This window comes from Streptomyces sp. ID05-26A (assembly GCF_033794685.1).
Classification (GTDB): Bacteria; Actinomycetota; Actinomycetes; order Mycobacteriales; family Pseudonocardiaceae; genus Lentzea.
The window spans coordinates 763,717-786,810 of record NZ_JARAYZ010000001.1 but is presented as its reverse complement, the minus strand read 5'-3'; the positions used below and the strand labels follow the sequence as shown (position 1 = coordinate 786,810).

Below are 23,094 nucleotides of genomic sequence, written 5' to 3'. Positions count from 1 at the left end.
GTCGGTGTGTTCGTACTGGCCGAGTCAACGGCGAAGACAATCACGTGCACCTGCTGGTGGGCTTTCCGCCCAAGGTCGCGATCTCGAAACTGATCAACAGCCTCAAGGTCGCTCCTCCCGCAGGATGCGGCAGGATTCCCAGTGCGGTGGCGGCCCCGGCGGCGAAGACGGCAAAGCGGGCCATCGGGTGTGGTCCTTCCGGCAGGGGAGGAAGGGAGTGGTGCAGGACCACGGGGCGCGTCGCGGTCCTGCACCACGTACAGGGAGGCGCCCGTACGTTCAGCGCCTGCTCAATCACGGTAAGTGGCCTAGACCATAGCGTCAATGGGTCTAGACCTCTTCTGTCCGCCGGACAGTGGAACAATTCGGCGGGTGCGTGGAGCAACTGGTATTGGATCGCTGCCCGGAACCGACATCGACGAGGCGGCGCGCGTCGTCGTCGGAGAACTGCCTGAGCTGCCGCACGTCCCGGAGCTGCCTGGCCGGGGGGTCGGCGCGGACATGGTCGGCCGCACCGCCGGCCTGCTCGTCGACCTGGCGATCGAGGTCGTCACCTCCGGTTATCGGGTGACCCCCCGCCCCGGCCGTGACCACCGCCGTGCCGTCGATCTTCTGCGTGGTGACCTGGACGCGTTCGACGAGGCGTTGGAACGCGCGGGTGCGCACCCCGAGACGGTCAAGGTGCAGGCCGTCGGGCCGTGGACGCTCATGTCGAACATCGAGCTGATGCGCGGCCATCGGGTGCTCACGGACCGTGGCGCCGTGAAGGAGTTCTCCGAGTCCCTTGCCGAGGGGCTCCGTCTGCACGCGGCCGAGGTCGCCAAGCGCACCAAAGCGAAGGTCGTCGTGCAGATCGACGAACCGGGCCTGCCCGCCGTGCTGCAGGGTCTGCTGCCGACGCCGTCCAAGCTCGGCACAGTGCCCGCCGTGCCGGGTCCGGACGCCCGTGCGGTCCTTGCGACCGTCATCGAGGCGTTGAAGGGCCACGAGGTGATGGTGCACTGCTGCGCGCCGCACCCGCCGCTGACGTTGCTGCGCGAAGCGGGCGCGACGGCGATCGCGTTCGACGCGACGTTGATCAAGGGTGCAGAGGCGCTCGACGAGATCGGCGAGACCTGGGAGGCGGGCACGACGCTCGCGCTCGGGCTGGTGCCGAGCCTCGACCCCGGTGTGCCGGTGACGCTGAAGGAGCTGGGGCAGCGGGCGTTCACCCTGGTCGACCGTCTCGGCTTCCCGCGGTCGATCCTCGCCGAGAGGGCGCTGCCCACTCCGACGTGCGGTCTAGCGGGTGCGACGTCCACTTGGGTCAAACGCGCGCTGTCGCTGACCCGTGATCTCTCGTCTGCCTTTTCGGAACCGCCCGAGGGCTGGTGATGTCCGGTTTGTGCGGCTAGTCTGCTGCGAACTATTAGGAAACTTTCTTAACCGAAGGCCGAACGCCGAGGCCTGGACCGGGAGTTCCCCTCATGCGCATCAGACTTGCGGCACTCGTCGCCGCAGTGCTCACAGGCGTGGTCGTGGCGCCTGCACAGGCCGCCCCCACCGGCCAGATCCGGCTGGACCAGGTCGGGTTCGGCACCTCCGAGCAGAAGCACGCGTACGTGCTCGGAGGTGCCGCCGACACCAGGTTCTCCGTCGTGGACAGCCGCGGCCGGACCGTGCTGACCGGGAAGACGGGCGCCTCGACGGGGTCGTGGAGCGACACGTTCCCCGCCGTGCACCCGATCGACTTCTCCGCGTTGAAGAAGTCGGGGACGTACCGGATCAAGGTCGGCTCGACGACCTCTCCGGTGTTCAAGGTCGACTCGCTGAAGAAGCTGTTCTCGCCGGTCGCGCACAACACCGTCGAGTTCTTCCAGGCGCAGCGCGACGGCGCCGACGTCATCCCCGGCAGGCTGAACCGCAAGCCCGCGCACCTCACCGACCGCGAGGGGCTCGTCTACGAGGCGCCGGTGTTCGCGGGCGAGGGCGGCGACCAGATCGCGGCTCCGCTGAAGCCGACGGGCGCGAAGGTCGACCTCGAGGGTGGCTGGTTCGACGCCGGTGACTTCGTGAAGTTCACGCACGCGTCGTCGTACTCCACGGCGTCGATGCTGCTGGCGTTGCGCAACAAGCACAACGACGCCCTGTACGACGAGGCCAAGTTCGGCCTCAAGTGGCTCGACAAGGCGTGGGACGAGAAGACCGGCACGCTCTACGCGCAGGTCGGCATCGGCACCGGCTCCGAGGAGTTCGGGTTCGTCGGCGACCACGACGTGTGGCGCCTGCCCGAGGCCGACGACCAGCTGAACGTCAAGCCCGGCGACAGCGAGTACTTCATCAAGCACCGCCCCGTCTTCCGCGCGAACGTCGCCGGCGAGAAGATCAGTCCGAACCTGGTCGGCCGCGTGGCCGGCTCGTTCGCGCTGGCCGCCCAGATCGAGGCGCACCGCAACCCGCGCGTCGCCCGTTCGTACCTGGACAAGGCCGCACAGCTCTTCGCACTGGCCAAGACCGAGAACGTCGGCGAGCTCGTGACGGCGTTCCCGCACGCGTACTACCCCGAAGAGTCGTGGACCGACGACATGGAGTTCGGCGCGACGCAGCTCGCACTGGCCGCCAAGGCGTTGCACGACAAGCGTTACGGCCAGTTCGCCCGCGCGGCCACCCACTGGGCCAAGGAGTTCCTGGCGACGCAGGACCCGGACACGCTCAACGTCTACAACATCTCCGCTCTGGGGCACGCGGACCTCGCGCCGTTGCTGAAGAAGGGCGTTCCCGGCGCCGAGGTGACCGAGAAGCAGATCGTGGGCGACATCCAGCGCCAGCTGAAGAAGGGCGCGGACGCGGCCAAGACCTCGCCGTTCCGCACCGCCGCCAACGTCGAGACCTGGGACGTCGGCTCGCGCACGTTCGGCTACATCACCACCGCGGCGCTGTACCAGAAGCTCACCGGCTCGAAGGAGTACTCGACCTTCGGCACGCAGCAGCGCGGCTTCGCCCTCGGCACCAACGCGTGGGGCACCTCGCTGATCGTCGGCGTCGGCACGAAGTTCCCCGAGTGCCCGCACCACCAGGCCGCGAACCTCTCCGGTTCCGTCAACGGTGGCTCGAAGGTGCTGGTCGGCGCCGTGATCAACGGCCCGAACGACGCCTCCCTGTTCGGCGACCTCGGTGAGATGCCGCCGGGTTCCGTCAGCTGCACCAAGCCGTACACGCTCGAGTTCAACTCCGCGAAGTCCGTGTTCGCCGACGACCTGCGCTCGTGGCCGAGTTCGGAGCCGGCCATCGACTTCACGGCGACGGGCGTGCTCGGCTTCTCGCTGATCGCCCACTCCTGAGTGGCGCCGGTGCGGGCCTCGGTGTCCAATTCGGACTTGTGCTGAGGCTCGCGCTGGTCTTCGTTCTGCTCATGTCCGGTACGGCACACGCGTTGCCGCTGGACGTGAGGTGCCGAGTTCCCGGCGTGCACGACGCGGACGTCATCCGCGCCGTGCACGCCGTTGGTCTTTCTCTGCGCGTGAGCGACAAGGTGATGCTCGCCGGCTTCGAGGCCGGCTGGGTCGAGTCGCACATGAACAACCTGTCGTGCGGCGACCGCGACTCGCTGGGCGTGTTCCAGCAGCGGCCGTCGATGGGGTGGGGGACACCCGAGCAGATCATGGACGTGTCCTACGCGGCGCGGCGGTTCTTCGAGTACGCGGTGCGGGTGGACAAGCCCGGTCTGTCCGCCGGACTGCTCGCCGACGCGGTGCAGCGGTCGTGTTGTCCGGAGCGGTACGACCAGGCCGAGACACGGGCCGGGGCGATGATGCGGCAAGCGTGGCAGGGCGGTCCCGAGGTGGTCGGCGGGGTCGTCCACGTGGTGCTGGACGGCGACGTGTGGGCCGATGGTGTGCGGTTGAGCATGTCCGGCGACTTCGTGGGACGGCCTTCGGCGGCCGGGCGGTCCGTGTACGCGCGGACGGCTCGTGGCGAGGTCAGAGCACTGGCGGGCGGGGCCTCGCGGGTGGTGGCGTCGGGCGTGGCCGGTGACCCGGAGGCGGTGGCACGTCCGGACGGGACGGTCGACCTGTACGCGATCTTGACCGACGGCAGCGTCGCGAAATTGTCAGACCCGCTTGGGATGATTGGGATGGGGGCCGAATCCCCCCAGGGGGCCCGCCAGTCGGGATCGATTCCGCTGAGCCCCACCGGCTTCGCCACCGGCAAGCCGTCCGTCATCACCTACCCGGACGGCTCCGCCTCCGTCTACGTCCGCTCCGGCACCAAGCTCATGGCGAGCGCCGCCGGCATCTGGCGCGAGATCGCCGGCGGCCTCGAAGCCTCCCCGGAAGCGGTGCTCCGTCCAGACGGGACGGTCGGCCTCTACACGATCATCAACGGCCGCCCGCACCGCCTCACCACCACGTGGGAAGCGCTCACCGAGGTCCGTTTCATCGACACCGTGTCCGCACAACCCGACGGCACGGTCTACGCGCGCACGGCGGAAGGCAAGGTGCTCAAAGCCGGTTGAACGGCTCCGCGTACCGGAACGCTCCCGCGGGCACGTCCCCGAACAGCCGGGCCTGGAAGTGCGGCGCCCACGCGGAATCCGGCGGCGTGATCCCGAACTCCGAGGCGAGCCGGAAACCGAAGCGCGAGTAGTACCCGGGGTCACCCAGCAGGATGACCGCGCGCTCGCCCCGAGCCTCCGCCGCGCCGAGCACGGCGTGCACGAGCGCCGACCCGATCCCCGCCCGCTGGTGCGACGGGTGCACGGCGATCGGCCCGAGTCCGAGGGCGGGCACGTCGCCGACGTACCCGCGCGTACACACCACGTGGCCGAGAACACCGTCCTCCACCAGCGACAACTCCGGGATCCAGCCTTCGTCGGCACGCAGCCAGTCGATCAGCGGAGCCTCCGGCCCGTCCTTGAAGGCCAGGTTGGTCACGTCGCGGATGGCGTCGATGTCTGCGGGTGTCTCCCGCCGGATCAGCATGACCCCGCACTGTGGCCAAACGCGTCGCCGCGCGCCACTCAGTTTCTGCCGCCATACTCCGCGGCGTGGTCGTGAGACAGACCGTGATGGTGTGCGTACTTGCCGTGGTCGCCTATCTCGCCGTGTGGTGGGGGTTCAGCGAAGAAGACGAACCCGCGCCGACGGTGCCGGTGTTCCTCACCGACTACTCCAAGGCGGAGAAGGGCAACTGCGTGAGGTTCGACGGGCCGGGCGAGAACGACCTGGGCCTGACCGTCGTCGACTGCAAGGGCGCGAAAGCCGCGTTGAAGATCGGCACCGTCCTCGGCGACACGAGCGGCAAGTGTCCGCGCGGCGACTACAAGGTGTTGCGCGACACCAGGCACAACGCCGCGCTGTGCCTGCTGCCCAACGCGGCCGAGGGCGACTGCTTCGAGTTCGACACCGACGACCTGCAGCGGTCCGTCGTGTCCAAGTTCGACTGCGCGGCGCCGCGGGTGAACGTGCAGGTCGTCGAGATCGCGAGCGAAAGTTGCCCCGAAGAGGCCGAACTCGGTGTTCCCTATGAGGAGATGACGCTCTGCCTGAGGAGGGTGCGTTGATCGTCTTCGAGGAACCCGCGCAGTTCGACGCGTGGTTGCACGAGAACGGCGCGAACGAGACCGAGCTGTGGCTCAAGTACGCCAAGAAGGGCTCGGGGATCAAGACGATCACCTATGCCGAGGCGCTAGACGTCGCGCTGTGCCACGGGTGGATCGACGGGCTCACGCGGTCCGTGGACGAGACCTACTACTCGCAGCGCTGGACGCCGCGAAGGCCGCGCAGCAAGTGGTCCAAGCGCAACTGCGGCAAGGTCGAGGAACTCATCGCCGCGGGCAAGATGCTGCCGGCGGGGCTCGCCGAGATCGAGAAGGCCAAGGCCGACGGACGCTGGGACGCGGCGTACGCGGGGCCGGCGACCATCGAGGTGCCGGACGACCTGACCGAGGCGCTGAACGCCAACCCTCGGGCCGCCGAGTTCTTCAAGACGCTGAACAGCCAGAACCGGTACGCCGTGCTGCTGCGCATCCACGACGCGAAGAGGCCGGAGACGAGGCAGAAGCGCATCGCCCAGTTCGTTCAAATGCTGGCGGACGGACGAAAGCTCTACTCTTGAGAATCATGAAGTGGTTCCGCCGCCGCAAAGCCGAAGACGTCGCCCCGACCCACGTGCCGAACGCGGAGGAAGCAGCGCAACGCTTCTGGGAACGGTGGTTCGAGCTGGTGCCGGCGGTCAGCGCGGCGCTCGGCGACGGCGAACCGCACCGGGTCGAGGACGAGTTGCAGGACCTGGTGAGCGGGCTGCACCCGGACCTGAGGTTCTCGCTCGAACAGGGCCACCTGGCCATGTACGCACTGGTGGTCACGGGTCAGGAGGACCCGAGGCTGCGCCCGTACACCGACGCGTGGATCGAGGCGGCGCCGCCGTCGGACATGGTGTGGGAGTTCCACGACTCGGTGCCGCCGGTGCCGGACCCGACCGAGGTGATCGTCAACCTCGGCCAGGTGAAGGTGCGGCTCGGCGACTACCGCGTGGTGGCCCAGGTGGACGGTGACGTCGTGGACGTCGCGGTCTACCACCCGGCGCTCGCGGACCTGAGCGACCAGCACCGGCAGACGATGACGTTCCTGCCCCTCGACGTCACTCTCGGCGAGCGGCTGGCGGGGGAGCGGCTGCGGCGCGTGGAGACCGCGGAACTGGAGCCGCAGGGCACGATCAGCCTGCTGGAGCTGCGTTCCCTGGTACGCGAACTCGCCGGGGTTTCGGACCGCTGAAAACTGTCGGACCTGGTCACTAAGCTGTGTGACGTGACCAGCGAGAGCCTTGAAGACGTCCCCGCAGAGGTGCGCGAGCGGCATGCCGTGCTCGCGGAAGAGGTGCGCTCGCACCAGTTCCGGTACTACGTGCTGGACGACCCGATCGTCACCGATGGTGAGTTCGACACGTTGCTCAAGCGGCTCGAGGCCATGGAGGCCGAGCATCCCGGCCTCGCGACACCGGAGTCGCCGACGCAGCTCGTCGGCGGCACCTTCTCGACCGAGTTCAAGGCGGTCGACCACCTGGAGCGCATGCTCAGCCTGGACAACGTCTTCGCCCAGGACGAGCTGACGGGCTGGTTCGAGCGCGTCCAGAAGGAGATCGGCGCCGGCACGCACTTCCTGTGCGAGCTGAAGATCGACGGCCTCGCGATCAACCTGCTCTACGAGAAGGGCCGGCTGACGCGGGCGTTGACCAGGGGCGACGGCCGCACGGGCGAGGACGTGACGCTGAACGTCCGCACGATCGCGGACGTCCCGGTGGTGCTGAAGGGGTCCGCCGAGTACCCGGTGCCGGATCTGGTCGAGGTGCGCGGCGAGGTCTTCTTCGCGGTGGACGACTTCCTGGCCCTGAACGCCTCGCTGGTCGAGCAGGGCAAGCCGCCGTTCGCGAACCCGCGCAACACGGCGGCAGGATCGCTCCGGCAGAAAGACCCGAAGGTCACCGCGTCGCGCAAGCTGCGGATGATCTGCCACGGCATCGGCAAGTCCCAGGGCTTCGACGCCGCCAGCCAGTCGCTCGCGTACGAGGCGCTGAAAGCGTGGGGCCTGCCGACGTCCCCGCACACCGAGGTGCTCACCGACCCGGCGGATGTCCGCAAGAAGGTCGAGTACTGGGGCGAGCACCGGCACGACGCGGTCCACGAGATCGACGGGCTGGTGGTCAAGGTCGACGAGGTGTCGTTGCAGCGGCGCCTGGGCACGACGTCGCGGGCGCCGAGGTGGGCCATCGCGTACAAGTACCCGCCGGAGGAGGCCACCACCACGCTGCTCGACATCCAGGTCCAGGTGGGCCGCACGGGCCGGGTGACGCCGTTCGCGCTGATGGAGCCGGTGAAGGTGGCGGGCTCGACGGTCGCGCGGGCCACGCTGCACAACGGGTCGGAGGTCAAGCGCAAGGGCGTGCTGATCGGCGACCGCATCGTCATCCGCAAGGCGGGCGACGTGATCCCCGAGGTGCTCGGCCCGGTGCTGGCCGCGCGCCCGGCCGACGCGCGCGAGTTCGAGATGCCGACCCGCTGTCCCGAGTGCAACTCGGTGCTGCGCCCGATGAAGGAGGGCGACGTCGACATCCGCTGCCCCAACGCGGAGACGTGCCCCGGTCAGCTGCGCGAACGCCTGGCGTACCTGGCCTCCCGTGCCGCGCTCGACATCGAGGTGCTCGGCTACGAGGCCGCGGCCGCGATCACCGAGTCCACGATCTACACGAACGAGGCCGACCTGTTCGACCTCGACGCGGACGCGTTGCGGCAGGTCGAGCGCTTCCTGACGATGAAGGGCGAGCTGTCGGCGAACGCGCTGAAGCTGATCGACAACCTGGCGGCGGCGAAGGAGCGTCCTCTGTGGAGGGTGCTGGTCGCGCTGTCGATCCGCCACGTCGGCCCGACGGCGGCCCGCGCGCTGGCGCAGCAGTTCGGCTCGATGGACGCGATCGTCGAGGCTCCCGAGGAGGCTCTCGCCGGCGCCGAGGGCGTCGGCCAGACCATCGCGACGGCCGTGGTCGAGTGGCGTGAGACCGAGTGGCGCCAGGGCGTCGTGGAGCGCTGGCGGGCCGCGGGCGTGCGGATGGAGGACGAGCGCGACGAGTCGATCGTGCGCAACCTCGAGGGTCTGTCCATCGTGGTCACCGGCTCGCTGACGGAGTACTCACGCGACTCGGCGAAGGAGTCGATCCTCGCCCGCGGCGGCAAGGCGGCGGGCTCGGTGTCCAAGAAAACCGCTTTCGTGGTGGTCGGCGACTCGCCAGGATCCAAGTACGACAAGGCCGTCTCGCTGAAGGTCCCCGTCCTCGACGAGGCGGGGTTCCGCGTCCTGCTGGAGCAGGGTCCGGACGCGGCGAGGGAGGTGGCCCTTCCGGTCGACGAGGGCTCAGTGGAAGAAGGCGCAGATGGCTGACCTGATCATCCGCCCGGCGACGGAGGCCGACCTGCCCGCGGTCGGCTCCCTGACGGTCGAGGCGTACCGCGCGGACGGCATCGTGGGCGACCACGACGACTACGCGACCCTGCTCGCCGACGCGGCGTCCCGCTTCCGCGACGCCGAGCTGCTCGTCGCGCAGGACGAGTCGGGCACGGTCCTCGGCTCCGTGACGGTGGTGCGCCCCGGCACGCCCTACGCGGAGATCTCGAAGCCGGGTGAGCTGGAGTTCCGGATGCTGGCGGTGTCGTCGGCGGCGCGAGGCCGTGGCGTCGGCGAGTCCCTGGTGCGCGCGGTGATCGACAAGGCTCGTGCCGCCGCCGCGAACGACGTCGTGCTGTCGTCGTCGGAGAAGATGCTGGCGGCACACCGGTTGTACGAGCGGCTGGGGTTCACCCGGCTGCCGGAACGCGACTGGTCACCGCTGCCGGGGGTGAACCTCAGGGCGTACGCGTACGGGCTGCCGCTCTGAGCAACCGGACGGGCCACCGGACGTCCATCGGGTAGCCGTCGGCGAATGGGGGTTCGCACCGTGAGAGCAACCGCTGTCCTGCTCGTGGCCGCGGCGCTGCTGGGCGCCTCGGCCACCCCGGTGGCGCTGGCCGACGCCGACCAGGGCGAGATCCTCGGCATCGCGCAGCGGTACCTGCAGAACAGGGCGCAGAAGGTCACCACCGGCCCGCAGACGCCGGGCTTCGGTGTGCCGGTCACCGAGGCGCTGGCCGGGAAACTGGCCGTGCACGAGACGAAGCTCGCCGCGGCCAGCGCGTCGGCCCACACCCGCTACCGGGCGGCGGTGGTCGAGACACGCGCCGTGCGGTTCCACGCCGACCAGACCGGCCGGACCGTGGTGGTACGCGTCGACGAGCACGCCGAGCTGTACTTCGCCGAGCCGGGCCCGGTTCCGTTCACCGGCTACGGCCTGCCCCACCTGCTCACCTTCACCCGCACGGCCGAGGGCTGGGTGCTCGCCGACGTCGCACTCGGCCACTACAAGCACTGCGCGCTGCTGCCGGAGACACAGCGCCCGTCAGAGTGCTGAGACGATCCGCGCCCGCAGCTTCGAGTCCCCCGCGGCCTGCTCGTACAGCAGGTCCCGCAGCACCTCGGCGGGCAGCGCTCTCAGCACGTCCTTGAGCTCGACGTCCTCCGCGTCCGGCGGCGGCACCGTCTCACCTCGGTCGAGCAGCACCAGCCCGACGGCCACGCAGTGCTTGCAGAAGAACCCCTCGGACCCGTGCGGGCAACTGCACGCCCCCATCAGAAGCGTCCCCGACCACGACAGTTCCACCAGGTAGGCGTCCTCGTCACCGCCCCGCACCCGCGCCGCCACGTGCCTGCTGTGCACCCGAAGGGACAGCACGGCCTCGCGGTAGGTCAGACCGCGCCAGTACGACTTGGTACCCGCGCGGTGCAACAGCAGCTCGGTGGTGAGGGTCGTCGACACGGGGGTCATCCAACCGGGTGACCACAGAAAGGATCAACATGATCGCGATCGGCCCACTCCAGCCCGCCGACCGAGCGACGTGGCAGAAGCTCTTCGAGGGATACAACACCTTCTACGAACGCACGCTGCCAGCGGAAACCTACGACGAGAAGTGGGAAGCGTTCCAAGAGGACAAAACCATCCACGCCCTATGTGCCCGCACGGACGGCGATCTCGCCGGCATCGTGCACTTCTTCAAGCACCCCAGCACGTCCGGCCCGGACGTCTGCTACCTCCAGGACCTCTTCACCGCCCCCGAGGCGCGCGGCCGGGGCGTCGGCCGCGCACTCGTCGAGGCGGTCGCGGAATGGGCGAGGCAACAGGACTGCGTCCGCGTCTACTGGCACACCCAGGAGTCGAACGGGACAGCCCGCAGGCTCTACGACCAGGTCGCGGAGAAGACGCAGTTCGTCCACTACCGCATCGTGCTCTAGCGGGCCGTCGTCTCCAGGTCGAGCAACGTCACGGCCGCGCGGAAGTACTTGTTGGTGCCCAGGTCCCGCACGGTCTTGATGTTGAACGCGGCCTTCAGCTTCTCCGCGTCTCCGGGGCTCACGCCCTGCAGCGCGTCGACGGGGGCGTCCAGGATGTCGGTGAGCGGCTTGTCCTCGTACGCCTTGTCGAGGAGCGAGTCGAGGTTCACGGTGATGGCCATGATCTTCATACCTCCAGCAGAAGTGGGGCGATCACGGCAGATTCTGGGGTCACTTCACGAATCCCGCAGGGCGAGTCAGCGCTTCCGCTTGAGCGCCACCACGATCACCGCCGCCACCGCGAGCACCCCGGCCACCCCGAGCGCCAGATCACCGATCGCCACACCGTTCGCCTGAGCCACCACCAGAGCCAGTCGCATGACCTCAAGCTAGCCCTTGGAGCAACGCCGGAACGAGGATTGTGTGGGACCGTATGAGGTGTGCTGCAAGCCTGTCTGAACGGCTCCCGCACAGCCGAGGAGCACCCGGCCCTGCCGTTGTCCCCCGAACGCCTCGCCGAGGACGCGGCTGACGTCGCCGCGCTCGGCGTCACGTCGGTGCACATCCACCCGAGAGACGTCATCGGCGCGCTCACGCTCGTCGGGCCCGAGGTGGCCACGACGATCGCGACGGTCCGCGCCGCCGTGCCGGGCATCGAGATCAGCGTGTCCACGGACGTGCCCGGCGCCCGCACCAGGCTGATCGGCAGCTGGGCGCCGCTCGCGGCGGGGCGGCCCGACATCGCGAGCGTGCACGTCGACCAGCCCGGCTGGCGGGACCTCGCGCAGGCGTTGCACCAAGTCAACGTCAGGGTCGAGCTGGTCGTGGCGGCCCCGGCTCAGCTGACCGACCTGCCGCCAGGCGTCAGCCGCATCACCGTCACGGCGACCAGGGACACGGCGGAAAGCCTGCTGGCTCAGGTGGAACCACTGGGGCTGCCGGTCCTGCTGCACGGCCGCGACGCCGACGCCTGGACCGTCCTCGACTACGCCGCGCTCCTCGAACTGCACGTGCGCATGGGTCTGGAGGACACGCTCCGGATGCCCGACGGCCGCACGGCCAAGAACAACGCGGAACTCGTCGCGCTCGCCAGGAAGCGCCAGCGGACGAGGGCTCCGAGTTAGTCGGGAAGCACGACCGCGACGATGCCCGCCAGGTGCGCCAGGCGGGCCACCTCGGCCGCGCGGAACATCGGGCCGCCCGGACGGCCGACGACCAGGACGCGGTCCGGCTTGCCCAGCGGCGTGGCGGCGAGTTCGGTGCCCAGTTCGCGCCAGGTCTCCGGCACCCACTCCTCCTCGCCGTCGAGCACGGTCGCGCGCTCCAGCGGGAACCACGGCACGTCCGCCATCCGGGTCTCCGGGGCGGCCGACGACGCGGTCAGGCGGGTGATGCCGGTGCCCTGCGGGCCGACGACGATGGCCCAGCCGGCGCGGATGATCTTCGGGACGCCCTCGGTGAAGATCTCGAGGCCCTTGCGCGGTTCCTCGGCGATCTCCTCCACCAGTTCGAGCTCGCGGTGTGTGTCGAGGATGCCCGCGTACGGGCGGACCGCGTCGACCTCGACGCCCTCGATGGACTCGGCGGCGGTGATCAACGTGTCCGGCAGGCGGCCGGAGGGGAGTTCCACGACGAGGTCGTCGATGGCGACGCCGGAACCGCGTTCCACCACGTCGACGCTGAGTATGTCCGCCCCGATCTCGCCCAATGCCGTTGCGACCGCGCCGAGGGTGCCGGGACGGTCCGGGAGCTGGACCCGGATCAGGAACGACAAGGTGAACGCCTCCATAGCTCGTGCGAGAGACCCCGCGTCTCGCGCCGTTGCCGGTCGGTGATTCTCGCAGACGCATCGTCAACGCATGACCTGCTGTCCGCGTTGCGAACCGGTTAAGTTGACGTGCCGGTCAACCATAGAGGCGGTAACCCGTTCGAAGGCGCGCCTGACCAGCCCATAGACTCACGGGGTTCCCGATTCGTAATCCCGACCCTACGGGGGTTGACAGGAGTGCCCAGCATCTCCCGCGACGAGGTCGCGCACCTGGCGAAGCTCGCCAGGCTGGCTGTGTCCGAGGACGAGCTCGACTTGTTCGCCGGCCAGCTCGACGTGATCCTCCAGTCGGTGGCTTCCGTTGGCGACATCGCCACGGCCGACATCCCGCCGACGTCGCACGCCGTTCCGCTGACCAACGTCTTCCGCGAGGACGTGGTCCGTCCGAGCCTAGGTCAGCAGCAGGCGCTCTCCGGCGCTCCTGAGGCCGAGGACGGCCGGTTCCGCGTGCCCCGCATCCTGGGTGAGGAAGCATGACCAACGACCTGATCCACGCCACCGCGGCGGAACTCGCCGCGAAGATCCACAGCGGCGAGATCTCGTCCGTCGAGGTCACGCAGGCCCACCTGGACCGCATCGCCGAGACCGACGGGAAGGTCCACGCCTTCCTGCACGTCGACACCGAGGGCGCGCTCGCGCAGGCCCGCCGGGTCGACGAGGCCGTCAAGGCGGGTGAGCAGGTCTCGCCGCTCGCCGGTGTGCCGTTGGCGCTCAAGGACGTCATGACGACCGAGGGCGTGCCGACCACGGTCGGTTCCAAGATCCTCGAAGGCTGGATCCCGCCCTACGACGCCACGGTGACGCGCAAGCTCAAGGAAGCCGGCGTCGTCATCCTCGGCAAGACGAACATGGACGAGTTCGCCATGGGTTCGTCGACCGAGAACTCGGCGTACGGCCCCACGCACAACCCGTGGGACCTCGACCGCATCCCCGGCGGCTCCGGCGGTGGCTCGTCCGCCGCCCTGGCCGCCCTGCAGGCGCCGCTCGCGATCGGCACCGACACCGGTGGCTCGATCCGCCAGCCCGGCGCCGTCACCGGCACCGTCGGCGTGAAGCCCACCTACGGCGGTGTGTCGCGTTACGGCCTCGTGGCGTTCTCGTCGTCGCTGGACCAGGCCGGTCCGTGCGCGCGCACGGTGCTCGACGCCGCGCTGCTGCACGAGATCATCGCGGGCTACGACCACATGGACTCCACGTCCATCGACGCCCCGGTCCCGCCGGTCGTCGCCGCTGCCCGCGAGGGCCTGAACGGCGACCTGTCCGGCCTGCGCATCGGTGTCGTCACCCAGTTCAGCGGTGAGGGCTACCAGCAGGGCGTCGCGCGCAGCTTCGAGGCCGCCGTGTCGCAGCTCAAGGAGCTCGGCGCGGAGATCGCGGACGTGTCGTGCCCGAGCTTCGACTACGCGCTCCCGGCGTACTACCTCATCGCGCCGAGCGAGTGCTCGTCGAACCTCGCCCGGTTCGACGCCATGCGCTACGGCCTGCGCGTCGGCGACGACGGCACGCGCAGCACCGAGGAGGTCATGTCGCTGACCCGCGAGGCCGGTTTCGGCCCGGAGGTCAAGCGCCGCATCATGATCGGCACGTACGCGCTGTCGTCCGGTTACTACGACGCGTACTACGGCTCGGCCCAGAAGGTCCGCACGCTCATCACGCAGGACTTCGCGAAGGCGTTCGAGAAGTTCGACGTGCTCATCTCCCCGACCACGCCGACCACGGCGTTCAAGATCGGCGAGCGCGCGAACGACCCGATGGCCATGTACAAGGCCGACCTCTGCACCATTCCCGCGAACCTCGCGGGCACCCCCGCCATGAGCGTCCCGAGCGGTCTGTCCGATGAGGACGGAATGCCGGTCGGCCTGCAGATCATGGCTCCGGCGCTGCAGGACCACCGCATGTACCGGGTGGCCGCAGCCTACGAGGCCGCGCGCGGCGCGTTCGGAGGTCCGTCGCTGTGAACATCAAGAAGGCAAGGGGCTTCCTCGGCCTCGCCGGCGCCGTCGCAGGAGCCGTGGGCGCGTTCTCGGGCTTCAAGTCCGCCCGCGCGAACAAGGACAAGCTGGCCCTGGCGAACGCGATCGCCAGCATCGCGGTCGCCGTCACCGGTGCCGCGCTGGCCGCTCGCGCTCTGCGGAAGGACGACCTGGCATGACCTCCCTGGTTGAGCTGATGGACTACGACGAGGTCATCGAGAAGTACGACCCCGTCCTGGGCCTGGAAGTGCACGTCGAGCTGCACACCAACACGAAGATGTTCTGCGGCTGCGCCAACGTCTTCGGCGGCGAGCCGAACACGAACACCTGCCCCACGTGCCTGGGTCTCCCGGGCTCGCTGCCGGTGGTGAACGGCAAGGCCGTCGAGTCGGCGATGCGCATCGGCCTCGCGCTGAACTGCGAGATCGCCGAGTGGTGCCGGTTCGCGCGGAAGAACTACTTCTACCCGGACATGCCGAAGAACTTCCAGACGTCGCAGTACGACGAGCCGATCGCGTTCAACGGCTGGCTCGACGTGACGCTGGACGACGGCGAGGTCATCCGCGTCGAGATCGAGCGCGCGCACATGGAGGAGGACACCGGCAAGTCGCTGCACGTCGGCGGTGCCACCGGTCGAATCCACGGCGCCGAGCACTCGCTGCTCGACTACAACCGCGCCGGCGTGCCGCTGATCGAGATCGTCACGAAGATGATCCCGGGCACCAAGGAGCGCGCCCCCGAGGTCGCCCGTGCGTACGTCACGGCGCTGAGGGACCTGCTCAAGGCGCTCGACGTGTCCGACGTCCGGATGGACCAGGGCTCGCTGCGCTGCGACGCGAACGTGTCGCTCAGCCCGAAGACCACCGGCGCTCTGGGCACCCGCACCGAGACCAAGAACGTCAACTCGCTGCGCAGCGTCGAACGCGCTGTCCGCTTCGAGATGACGCGTCAGGCCGCGGTGCTCGAGTCCGGCGGCGAGGTCATCCAGGAGACCCGTCACTTCGACGAGTCCTCGGGCAGCACGTCACCGGGCCGCAAGAAGGAGACGGCGGAGGACTACCGCTACTTCCCGGAGCCCGACCTGGTCCCGATCGCGCCGTCGCGCGAGTGGGTCGACGAGCTCCGCGGCACCCTGCCGGAGCTCCCCTGGGAGCGCCGCGCGCGCATCCAGAAGGACTGGAACCTCACCGACGAGGTCCTCCGCGACCTGGTCAACGCCAACGCGCTGGACGTCATCATCGCCACCGTCGAGGCGGGCGCGAAGCCGGACGAGGCCCGCTCCTGGTGGGTGTCGTACCTCGCGCAGCAGGCGAACTCGAAGGGCGTCGAGCTCACCGACCTCGCCATCACCCCGGCCCAGGTGGCGAAGGTGATCGAGCTGGTGAACTCGGGCACGCTGACGAACAAGCTCGCCCGCGAGGTCGTCAACGGCGTCCTGGAGGGCGAAGGCTCCCCCGAGGACGTCATCGAGAAGCGCGGTCTCAAGGTCGTCTCGGACGACTCGGCCCTCGAGAAGGCGGTCGACGAGGCCCTCGCGGCCCAGCCCGACGTCGCGCAGAAGATCCGCGACGGCAAGGTCCAGGCGGCCGGCGCCATCGTCGGCGCGGTCATGAAGGCCACCAAGGGCCAGGCCGACGCCGCCCGCGTGCGCGAGATCGTGCTCGCACGCTGCAGCTGACGGGTCGGGAGCTGGACGCCTCACCCGCGTCCAGCTCCCGCTTCGCCTGTGCCGCCGCGACTTCCATGACCGACCACGTCTTCAACGGGGTCAGCAGCCCCGTGCTCCTCGAACTGTGCGGGTTCATCGGCGACGAGGTCCTCCTCGACCGGCTTGCCGACGAAGACCTCTACCGGCACATCACCTTCGCCGCGTCCCAACGGCACTCCGGCCGCGCGTTCACCGCCCGGCGCGTTCCCGAGCTCGACGCCATCGCCGCCGCTGTGATGAGACGGCTGTCCTCCGGCCCGCTGTCCGCCACCGCCCCGCGATCACCCCAGTCGCGGTTCGCGCGGAGTGCGGTGCCTTCCGCGGTCACGTTGATCGACCGGCCCACCCAGGACGACAAACCGGCCGGAGCGCTGTGGACCTCGTCCTTCCTGCCGGACGGCACGAGCATGTGGCAGTGGGGTGAGTGGGCGGAGTTCGGCCGCGACCGGCCACTGCACGCGCTCGCCTTCGACCCGACCGGCGTCAGGCTGTGCGCCATCGGATCACCCGCCGACTACGAGCGCCTGGTCAACCGCTACCCACGCCCGGCGAGCACCCGGGTGGACTGGCCGCGAGTGGCCGAGGACTTCGACGCCGTGCACCTGACCGTCACCGGTCTCCTCACCGCGCAACACGTCCCGGTCGCCACACCGCACGGCCCGGCGATGCTGACCGGGTGGGACGCCGAGTCCACGGCCTGGCTGCGCCTGCCTCCGGGGCTCACGACGACGCCCGTGATCTAGGGCCGATTCGGCCGGCCGTGCACGCCGGCTGCCGGTAGATACACATTCGCCACAAAAATCACAAAGGGTCACCTGTTAGTGCAGGTCAGCGTTGGTGATCTTAGGCCTTCCGAGTGGCTGTTAGCTAATTGAGACGTGTGCGTGTAGCCGTGTGTGTCACTCTCTCCGTGCAGCTCATCTGGGGGGATGAGAAGTAGTAGTCCAAACGAGGGGGGAACCTCATGGCTGTGCAGCGCGACAACCTGGAAGTGGTCGAGAACGAGGTCGTTCAGGAGGCGGAGTCCGTGCTCGAGGGCACGCCGGTCGTCGAGCCGGACCCGATCCCGGCGCCGCCGACCGAGGTGCCGAAGCCGGACAAGAAGGAAGACCCCGAAGTCACGCCGATGTGCTGTGGCGGCGGCCCCGGGGCCCCCTTCAGGCGTCCGTTGCGGATCACTGAGGGCGCCATGGACTCGGGCGGCGACGTCGAGCACACGCACGACTGCCCGAACCACCCGGACAACAAGGCCAGCTAGTAACTCAGCGTGCTCTGCCCGCTGCCAGGCGCTGTGCCTGGTTGGCGGGCAGCGCTGCGTGGACACGTGTGGTGTGATGATCACATGCCCGCTCGTTCCCTGGAGAGAGCGCGCGAGTTGTACGAGAGAGGTTGGGCGGAGCAGGCGAAGTTCCGCTTTCCCTCGGCCACCCGGCTCCTCAAGCGTGCGCTCGTGCGCAGTGAGCGCGTAGACCCAAGCCCAGAACGAGCGGCGATTCGTGCTCGCATCTTCTACACCTTGGGACTGTGCCAAGGCGAGACCAGTGGCATGGAGCTCGCAGTCGAGGCGTTCGACTTCGCTCGCCACGAGATCGGGACCATTGAGGACCTCGCGATCAGGACGCTGCTGAACGCGGGTGTGGACCACAACCAAGGCCTCATGGTCATGCGCATGGGTCAACCAGAGAAGGCTGTCGACTGGTTCACCAGGTTCATCGAGTCGGTCGGGGAAGACGTCGGCCTCACCACAACCGGTGAGAATCGTGCACTGGTGCAGATGTTGGTCTCCACCCTGCTGAACCGCGGGTTCGCGCTGGCTGCGGTGCGCAGGAGCGAACGGGCCATCGCCGACCTCGAACGCGGAATCCGCCTCGCTCGTGAGCACGAACTTCTCCATTTCTACCCGTTCTTGGTGCACGCACTGGGAAATGTGCACAAGCAGAGCGGTGAGCTGGCTGAGGCGCTGAGGCGGTACGAGGAAGCGGAACGGATCTTCCGTGCCGATGATCGGCTTGCCCTGCTGGCCCGCCTGCAGTTCGACCAGGCCGAGGCCATGCTTATGATCGGGCTGTCCGATGAGGCCGGCAAACACCTCGACGAGGCACTTCCGGTCATGCGCAAGGAGAAGTTCGGCCAGGAGATCGCCGAGGTCGAGATGTTCCGCGCCTCGGCCGCGCTGCTGGACGGCCAGCTCGACCTCGCGCGCCGCATGGCGAAGCGGTCCGAACGCAAGCTCGTCCGCCGCGGCAGCACCTGGTGGATGATGGCCGGCCTGATCGAGCTGTGGGCTCACGGCCGGCACGCCATGCGGACCGGGCGGATCTCGAACGCGTTGGTGCAGAAGGCATTGGCGCTGTCCGAAGAGCTGGCGGCCAACCACCTCGTGGACGAGTCGCGGCTGGCGCTGCTCCTCGCGACCCGGCTGGAGATCCGGCGCGGCAGGCTGGCAGATGCCGAAGTGCTGTTGAAGAAGGTGCCGGGGCCCCGTGCGGTCACGCCGCTCGACCACCGCATGCAACGCCGGCTCGTGCTGGCGGAACTGGCGCTGGCCAAGGGAAGTCGGCGCGCCGCGTTGACGCACGCCCGTCAGGCGCTCGACGAACTGGGTCGCGTGCGTGACCAACTCGGTGGGTTGGAGCTGGTGTCCGCCACCGCCGTGCACGGCAGGGAGTTGAGCGAGCTCGCGATCACGCTCGCGCTCCAGGACGCGAACGCCCGGCGGCTCTTCGCTTGGCTGGAACGCACGCGGGCGCAGACGTATCGGTATGAGCCGTTGGAGGCGACCGACAACAACGAGGTCGCCGAGCGGATCACCGAGGTGCGCAACCTCAGCTGGGCGATCCTGCGCCACGGCCTGTCGGGGCAGCCGACCGCGGAGTTGCGCGGCAAGCTCGTGAAGGCGCAGCGCGAGGCGAACCGGCTCGGCTGGCACTCGCAGCGCTGGGGCAGGCCCCGGCCCGTCGCCGGTGTCGGCGAGGTGATCGCGGAACTCGGTGAGCGGGCCATGGTCAGCTACGTCGTGTCCGGCGGCAAGGTGGCGGCGGTCGTGATCGCCGGCGGTCGGGTCAGCCTCGTGCGGCTCGGTGGCGCGGCCGATGCGCTGGAGAGCGCACAGAAACTCCACTTCGACCTCAACGCCCTCGCGCCCGACCACCTGCCACAGCCGTTGGTGCAGGTCATCGGGGGATCGGCGCACCGGCAGGCCGACCGGCTCGACGCGTTGCTGATCAAGCCTCTCGCCCACCTGATCGGCGATCGCGAGCTGGTCATGGTGCCGACCGGTGAGCTGTACGCGGTGCCGTGGGGTGTGTTGCCGAGCCTGCAGGGACGGCCGGTCGCCACCGCTCCCTCGGCTACCGCCTGGATCGCCGCGGCTCAGGGCGGTCAGCCGAGGACCGACCGGGTGCTGGTGGTGCAGGGGCCCGGGCTGCTCTTCGGGCACGCCGAGGTCGAGAAGCTCGCGACCTACCACGCCAACGCCACCATGCTGTCCGGAGATGTCGCCACCGCCACCGAGGTCCTCGCGCACCTCGACGGGGCCGACCTGGTGCACGTCGCCGCCCACGGTGAGCACGAGACCGAGAACGCGCTGTTCTCCCGGCTCGAACTGGTCGACGGGCCGTTGTTCGCGCACGAACTGGGCAGGTTGCGGAAGCCTCCCGCGCACGTGGTGCTCGCGGCGTGCGAGCTGGCGCTGAACCGGATCAGGCCCGGTGACGAGGCGCTGGGGTTCGCCGGAGCGATGCTGGCCGGGGGCACGCGGACCGTGGTCGCCGCCGCCAGCAAGGTCGGTGACGAGGCCAGTGCGGCGGCGATGGCCGACTACCACCGGGCGTTGGTCGCCGGGGCGGCGCCCGCGGTGGCTCTGGCCGAGGCGATGGCCAAGGATCCGTTCCGCCGGCCGTTCCTCTGTCTGGGGTCCGGCTAGTCCGTTCGAGTGGTTGTACGTCGTTCAGTGAAATGAACGCGCTGGTCAGCGGTGATTTGTGCCCCATTTAAGACGGGCGGTTGGTGAACTTCTCTCGCCGATCGTCGACTGTCTGTGCCACTCTCGACGGCACAGGTCTTGACCGAGGGGATGCAACGGCCCGCCTATCGGCTCTAGTCGATACGCGGGCCGTTGTGCGAGAAAAGTCCGTATGCGCAGAACTCTGCTCGCTGTTCTTCTTGCGGCCGCCGCGGTGGTAGCGGCTCCCGTCAACGGAACGGCGCAACCGACTGCACCACCATCTCCGGTCACAGACCGAGAACCGGGCAACGGGCCCGAGCGCAACGACGTCGCCACCCTGGACAGCGCTTTCCAAGCCCTGTCCGTCGTGGCTCAGGGGGAGAACAAGGCCGACAGGCACCAGGGTTACCCGCGCCGGACGACGCTGCGGACGTACCCGGAGAACACGGCCGACAAGTCCATCAAGCTCGGCCTCGCGCCGTACCACTCGCTCGCGCCGAAGCTGAACGCGTTGCAGCAGAAGAGCAACAGGATCTCCGTCGAGGTCGTCGGCCAGTCGGGACTCGGCCGCGACCTGTACCTGGTCACGCTGACCGCGCCGGAGAGCGCGACGGAGACCAGGGTCCAGGAACGGTTCCGCGCCACCATCGAAGAGGGGCGCAACGTCCCGGCGGGGCTCTACAAGGCACCGATCTGGGTCAACAACAACATCCACGGCGACGAGTGGGAGGGCACCGACGGCGCGTTGCGGGTCATCGAGCACCTCGCCACGAGTGACGACGCGGAGACCCGGAAACTGTTGCAGCGCAGCAGGGTCTACTTCAACCTCACGGCGAATCCGGACGGTCGTGTCGCCGGCACGCGCGCGAACAACGCGGGCTTCGACCTCAACCGCGACTTCGTCACGAACTCCCAGCCCGAGAACCGGGCCATGCAGGACATCGTGGAGCGCACTCAGCCGTTGATGATGTTGGACGAGCACGGTTACGTGGCGAACACGCTGATCGAGCCGACCACGCCGCCGCACGGCCAGAACTACGACTTCGACCTGTACATCAAGCACGGTTACGCGGGCGGCCTCGCGATGGAGAAGGCCGTGCAGGCTCTCGGACATCCCGAGGCGGCGAAGCCGGAGATCCCGTTCCGCGACTACCCGGTCGGCGAGTGGGACGGCTGGGCGCCGATCTACACCGCGCAGTACTCGATGTACCACGGTGCCGTCTCGTACACGATCGAGATCCCGATGCGCGTCAACCGGGCCGACTACGACGCCCTGCCGGCCCAGGAGCTCCAGCGCCGGTCGAAGATCAACACGGACGTCGTCGAGGCCACCATCAAGACCACGCTCGACTACGTGGACGACAACCGCAGAAGCCTGATCTCGAACCAGACGGAGATGTTCCGCCGTGGCGCGGCAGGCGAGAAGCAGCGGCAGATCCCGGACGGCTTCGTGCCCGGCTTCGGCCCGGAAGACCGCTTCAGCACGGAGTTCCCGCGCGCCTACGTGATCACGAACGAACGCTCCGCGCCCGCCACCGCACGGCTGGTCGACCAGCTCGTCCGGCACGACGTCCGGGTCGAACGCGCCGAGAAGCCGTTCACGCTGGGCGGCAAGCGTTATCCGGCCGGGTCGTACGTCGTGGACATGCACCAGCCCAAGCGCGGCCTCGCGAACGTGATGCTGGAGCAGGGCAGCGACATCTCCGACAAGGCACCGGTCATGTACGACATCTCCGGCTGGAGCCACCGCCTGCTCTGGGGCGCGTCGGTCGACATCTACAAGAGCGGCCAGTTCCGCTTCGACGGCAAGCCCGTCGTGGCCGCCGCACCGACCGGGGACGTCGATGCCGCACCCGGCGCCGACCTCGCTCTGAAGCTGACCGACCAGAAGGACGTCAGCGCGGTCAACGACCTGCTCGGCCGCGGCCTCGAACTGCGCCGCCAGGACGACGGCACGATCGTCGTACCGGCCAGGGACAGGGCCGCCGCGAAGGAGGTCGCCGACCGCTACGGCGTGCGGTTCTCCACCGCCAGGCCCGGCGGCCAGGCGTTGCAGCGCAAGACGATCGCGGCCGCGGTCTCCGCCGACGAACTGCAGGTGCTGCGCGAGTCCGGGTTCGACGTCCGCACGATCTCCACGGCCGTGCTGAACGCGGGCTTCGACTGGTCGCGGATCGACGCGCTGTACGTGGGCGCGGGCCTGAACTACACGCAGCTCAACGCCACCGCGAAGGCCGCGCTGGACGAGTTCCTGAAGCGCGGCGGAGTGGTCACGCGCGGCGCGACGGGCAGCAGGTTCAACACCGACGCCAAGCTCCTGCAGGCCACGCCCACGGCCGGCTGGGAGGACGCCAACGGCGTGGTGAACGTCGTCAACGGCACCGGTCCGATCGGCACGGGCGCACTGCCGCACTCGTTCGTCTACGCCCCGCAGTGGTTCACGAACCTCGGCACCGGCGTGACGGTCGAACAGCGCTACGGCAGCACGGTGATCGCCGCGGGCCACTGGCACGCACGTGACAACGGCACGGGCGGGCAGGACGCGGCAGCGGGTCAGGCAGCGGTCGTGTCGGGCACGGCGGCGAACGGCGCGAAGGTCGTGCTGTTCGGCACCGAGCCGATGTTCCGCAACCACCCGAAGGGCCTGTACGCGCAGGTCGCACGCGCCATCTTCTGGAGTGGCACGCAGTAGACGTAGCTAGGGGCGGGGAGGCCCCGACAGCCGTCCCCGCCCCTCTTGCACGTAC

At 69.1% G+C, this 23,094-nt stretch carries 24 protein-coding genes and 1 pseudogene; 20 read left to right on the top strand and 5 right to left on the bottom strand.

Translation table 11 applies throughout. The features are described from left to right. Window positions 1–26 precede the first annotated feature (26 nt). The 4 genes and pseudogenes from PV646_RS03850 to PV646_RS03835 all read left to right on the top strand — a co-directional run. Window positions 27–107: pseudogene (locus tag PV646_RS03850) on the top strand (transposase); the annotation flags it as partial. A gap of 265 nt (window positions 108–372) precedes the next feature. Then, window positions 373–1,374 carry a methionine synthase gene (locus tag PV646_RS03845; RefSeq protein WP_500340054.1) on the top strand — a complete coding sequence of 334 codons (1,002 nt, stop codon included), beginning with the start codon at window positions 373–375 and terminating at the stop codon, window positions 1,372–1,374. Window positions 1,375–1,466: 92 nt separating this feature from the next. Next, a complete protein-coding gene (locus tag PV646_RS03840) occupies window positions 1,467–3,320 on the top strand; it encodes a glycoside hydrolase family 9 protein (protein WP_500340053.1) in 1,854 nt (617 codons plus the stop codon). Window positions 3,321–3,391: 71 nt separating this feature from the next. Next, window positions 3,392–4,495 carry a hypothetical protein gene (locus tag PV646_RS03835; RefSeq protein ID WP_500340052.1) on the top strand — a complete coding sequence of 368 codons (1,104 nt, stop codon included), beginning with the start codon at window positions 3,392–3,394 and terminating at the stop codon, window positions 4,493–4,495. On the opposite strand, the gene PV646_RS03830 is transcribed toward PV646_RS03835, so the two are convergent. Continuing rightward, entirely contained in the window at window positions 4,482–4,961 is a 480-nt protein-coding gene (locus tag PV646_RS03830) for a GNAT family N-acetyltransferase (protein WP_500340051.1), read from the bottom strand. The genes PV646_RS03835 and PV646_RS03830 overlap by 14 nt on opposite strands. Before the next feature lie 65 nt (window positions 4,962–5,026). Here PV646_RS03830 and PV646_RS03825 point away from each other — a divergent pair, with 65 nt between their 5' ends. The 6 genes from PV646_RS03825 to PV646_RS03800 are packed head-to-tail and all read left to right on the top strand — an operon-like array spanning window position 5,027 to window position 9,975. Beyond that, entirely contained in the window at window positions 5,027–5,542 is a 516-nt protein-coding gene (locus tag PV646_RS03825) for an LppU/SCO3897 family protein (protein WP_500340050.1), read from the top strand. Then, window positions 5,539–6,096, top strand: a complete 558-nt coding sequence (locus PV646_RS03820) for a YdeI/OmpD-associated family protein (protein WP_500340049.1) — start codon at window positions 5,539–5,541, stop codon at window positions 6,094–6,096. Before PV646_RS03825 ends, PV646_RS03820 begins: the two co-directional genes overlap by 4 nt. A 5-nt stretch (window positions 6,097–6,101) precedes the next feature. Then, window positions 6,102–6,755, top strand: a complete 654-nt coding sequence (locus PV646_RS03815) for a hypothetical protein (RefSeq protein WP_500340048.1) — start codon at window positions 6,102–6,104, stop codon at window positions 6,753–6,755. A 33-nt stretch (window positions 6,756–6,788) separates the two neighbouring features. After that, window positions 6,789–8,912: an NAD-dependent DNA ligase LigA gene (gene ligA / locus PV646_RS03810; protein ID WP_500340047.1), complete on the top strand. Its 2,124-nt coding sequence runs from the start codon at window positions 6,789–6,791 to the stop codon at window positions 8,910–8,912. Continuing rightward, a complete protein-coding gene (locus tag PV646_RS03805; RefSeq protein ID WP_500340046.1) occupies window positions 8,905–9,405 on the top strand; it encodes a GNAT family N-acetyltransferase in 501 nt (166 codons plus the stop codon). Before ligA ends, PV646_RS03805 begins: the two co-directional genes overlap by 8 nt. Before the next feature lie 60 nt (window positions 9,406–9,465). Continuing rightward, window positions 9,466–9,975 (top strand): hypothetical protein, encoded by a 510-nt coding sequence (locus tag PV646_RS03800; RefSeq protein ID WP_500340045.1) that lies wholly within the window; start codon window positions 9,466–9,468, stop codon window positions 9,973–9,975. On the opposite strand, the gene PV646_RS03795 is transcribed toward PV646_RS03800, so the two are convergent. Next, window positions 9,964–10,380 (bottom strand): SWIM zinc finger family protein, encoded by a 417-nt coding sequence (locus PV646_RS03795; RefSeq protein WP_500340044.1) that lies wholly within the window; start codon window positions 10,378–10,380, stop codon window positions 9,964–9,966. The genes PV646_RS03800 and PV646_RS03795 overlap by 12 nt on opposite strands. 38 nt (window positions 10,381–10,418) lie before the next feature. Between PV646_RS03795 and PV646_RS03790 the strand changes: the two genes are divergently transcribed. Continuing rightward, a complete protein-coding gene (locus PV646_RS03790) occupies window positions 10,419–10,853 on the top strand; it encodes a GNAT family N-acetyltransferase (RefSeq protein WP_500340043.1) in 435 nt (144 codons plus the stop codon). Here the strand turns inward: PV646_RS03790 and PV646_RS03785 are convergent. Next, window positions 10,850–11,083: a hypothetical protein gene (locus PV646_RS03785; RefSeq protein WP_500340042.1), complete on the bottom strand. Its 234-nt coding sequence runs from the start codon at window positions 11,081–11,083 to the stop codon at window positions 10,850–10,852. The genes PV646_RS03790 and PV646_RS03785 overlap by 4 nt on opposite strands. 66 nt (window positions 11,084–11,149) lie before the next feature. After that, window positions 11,150–11,272, bottom strand: coding sequence for a hypothetical protein (locus tag PV646_RS03780; protein ID WP_500340041.1), 123 nt, complete (start codon window positions 11,270–11,272; stop codon window positions 11,150–11,152). A 60-nt stretch (window positions 11,273–11,332) separates the two neighbouring features. On the opposite strand from PV646_RS03780, the gene PV646_RS03775 reads away from it, so the two are divergent. Then, window positions 11,333–12,016 (top strand): 3-keto-5-aminohexanoate cleavage protein, encoded by a 684-nt coding sequence (locus PV646_RS03775; RefSeq protein ID WP_500340040.1) that lies wholly within the window; start codon window positions 11,333–11,335, stop codon window positions 12,014–12,016. Here PV646_RS03775 and PV646_RS03770 read toward each other — a convergent pair. Continuing rightward, complete coding sequence (locus tag PV646_RS03770; protein WP_500340039.1) at window positions 12,013–12,681, bottom strand: ACT domain-containing protein; 669 nt, start codon at window positions 12,679–12,681, stop codon at window positions 12,013–12,015. The two genes, PV646_RS03775 and PV646_RS03770, sit on opposite strands and share 4 nt — an antisense overlap. A 216-nt stretch (window positions 12,682–12,897) precedes the next feature. On the opposite strand from PV646_RS03770, the gene gatC reads away from it, so the two are divergent. The 8 genes from gatC (at window position 12,898) to PV646_RS03730 (ending at window position 23,039) form a co-directional block, all read left to right on the top strand. Beyond that, window positions 12,898–13,197, top strand: a complete 300-nt coding sequence (gene gatC / locus PV646_RS03765; protein ID WP_189154510.1) for an Asp-tRNA(Asn)/Glu-tRNA(Gln) amidotransferase subunit GatC — start codon at window positions 12,898–12,900, stop codon at window positions 13,195–13,197. Beyond that, on the top strand, window positions 13,194–14,678 hold the full coding sequence (gene gatA / locus PV646_RS03760) for an Asp-tRNA(Asn)/Glu-tRNA(Gln) amidotransferase subunit GatA (protein ID WP_500340038.1): 1,485 nt from the start codon (window positions 13,194–13,196) through the stop codon (window positions 14,676–14,678). The genes gatC and gatA overlap by 4 nt, the downstream gene beginning before the upstream one ends. Then, window positions 14,675–14,872 carry a hypothetical protein gene (locus PV646_RS03755; protein WP_500340037.1) on the top strand — a complete coding sequence of 66 codons (198 nt, stop codon included), beginning with the start codon at window positions 14,675–14,677 and terminating at the stop codon, window positions 14,870–14,872. Before gatA ends, PV646_RS03755 begins: the two co-directional genes overlap by 4 nt. Then, complete coding sequence (gatB, locus tag PV646_RS03750; protein ID WP_500340036.1) at window positions 14,869–16,371, top strand: Asp-tRNA(Asn)/Glu-tRNA(Gln) amidotransferase subunit GatB; 1,503 nt, start codon at window positions 14,869–14,871, stop codon at window positions 16,369–16,371. Before PV646_RS03755 ends, gatB begins: the two co-directional genes overlap by 4 nt. 65 nt (window positions 16,372–16,436) lie before the next feature. Beyond that, the gene (locus PV646_RS03745; RefSeq protein ID WP_500340035.1) at window positions 16,437–17,144 is read left to right on the top strand and encodes a hypothetical protein; all 708 of its coding nucleotides are present in this window, start codon (window positions 16,437–16,439) and stop codon (window positions 17,142–17,144) included. 221 nt (window positions 17,145–17,365) lie between these two features. After that, window positions 17,366–17,659 carry a hypothetical protein gene (locus PV646_RS03740; RefSeq protein WP_500340034.1) on the top strand — a complete coding sequence of 98 codons (294 nt, stop codon included), beginning with the start codon at window positions 17,366–17,368 and terminating at the stop codon, window positions 17,657–17,659. A 288-nt stretch (window positions 17,660–17,947) separates the two neighbouring features. Continuing rightward, window positions 17,948–20,326 (top strand): CHAT domain-containing protein, encoded by a 2,379-nt coding sequence (locus PV646_RS03735; RefSeq protein WP_500340033.1) that lies wholly within the window; start codon window positions 17,948–17,950, stop codon window positions 20,324–20,326. Window positions 20,327–20,537: 211 nt separating this feature from the next. Further along, entirely contained in the window at window positions 20,538–23,039 is a 2,502-nt protein-coding gene (locus PV646_RS03730) for a M14 family zinc carboxypeptidase (protein ID WP_500340032.1), read from the top strand. The last annotated feature ends 55 nt before the right edge of the window (window positions 23,040–23,094 follow it).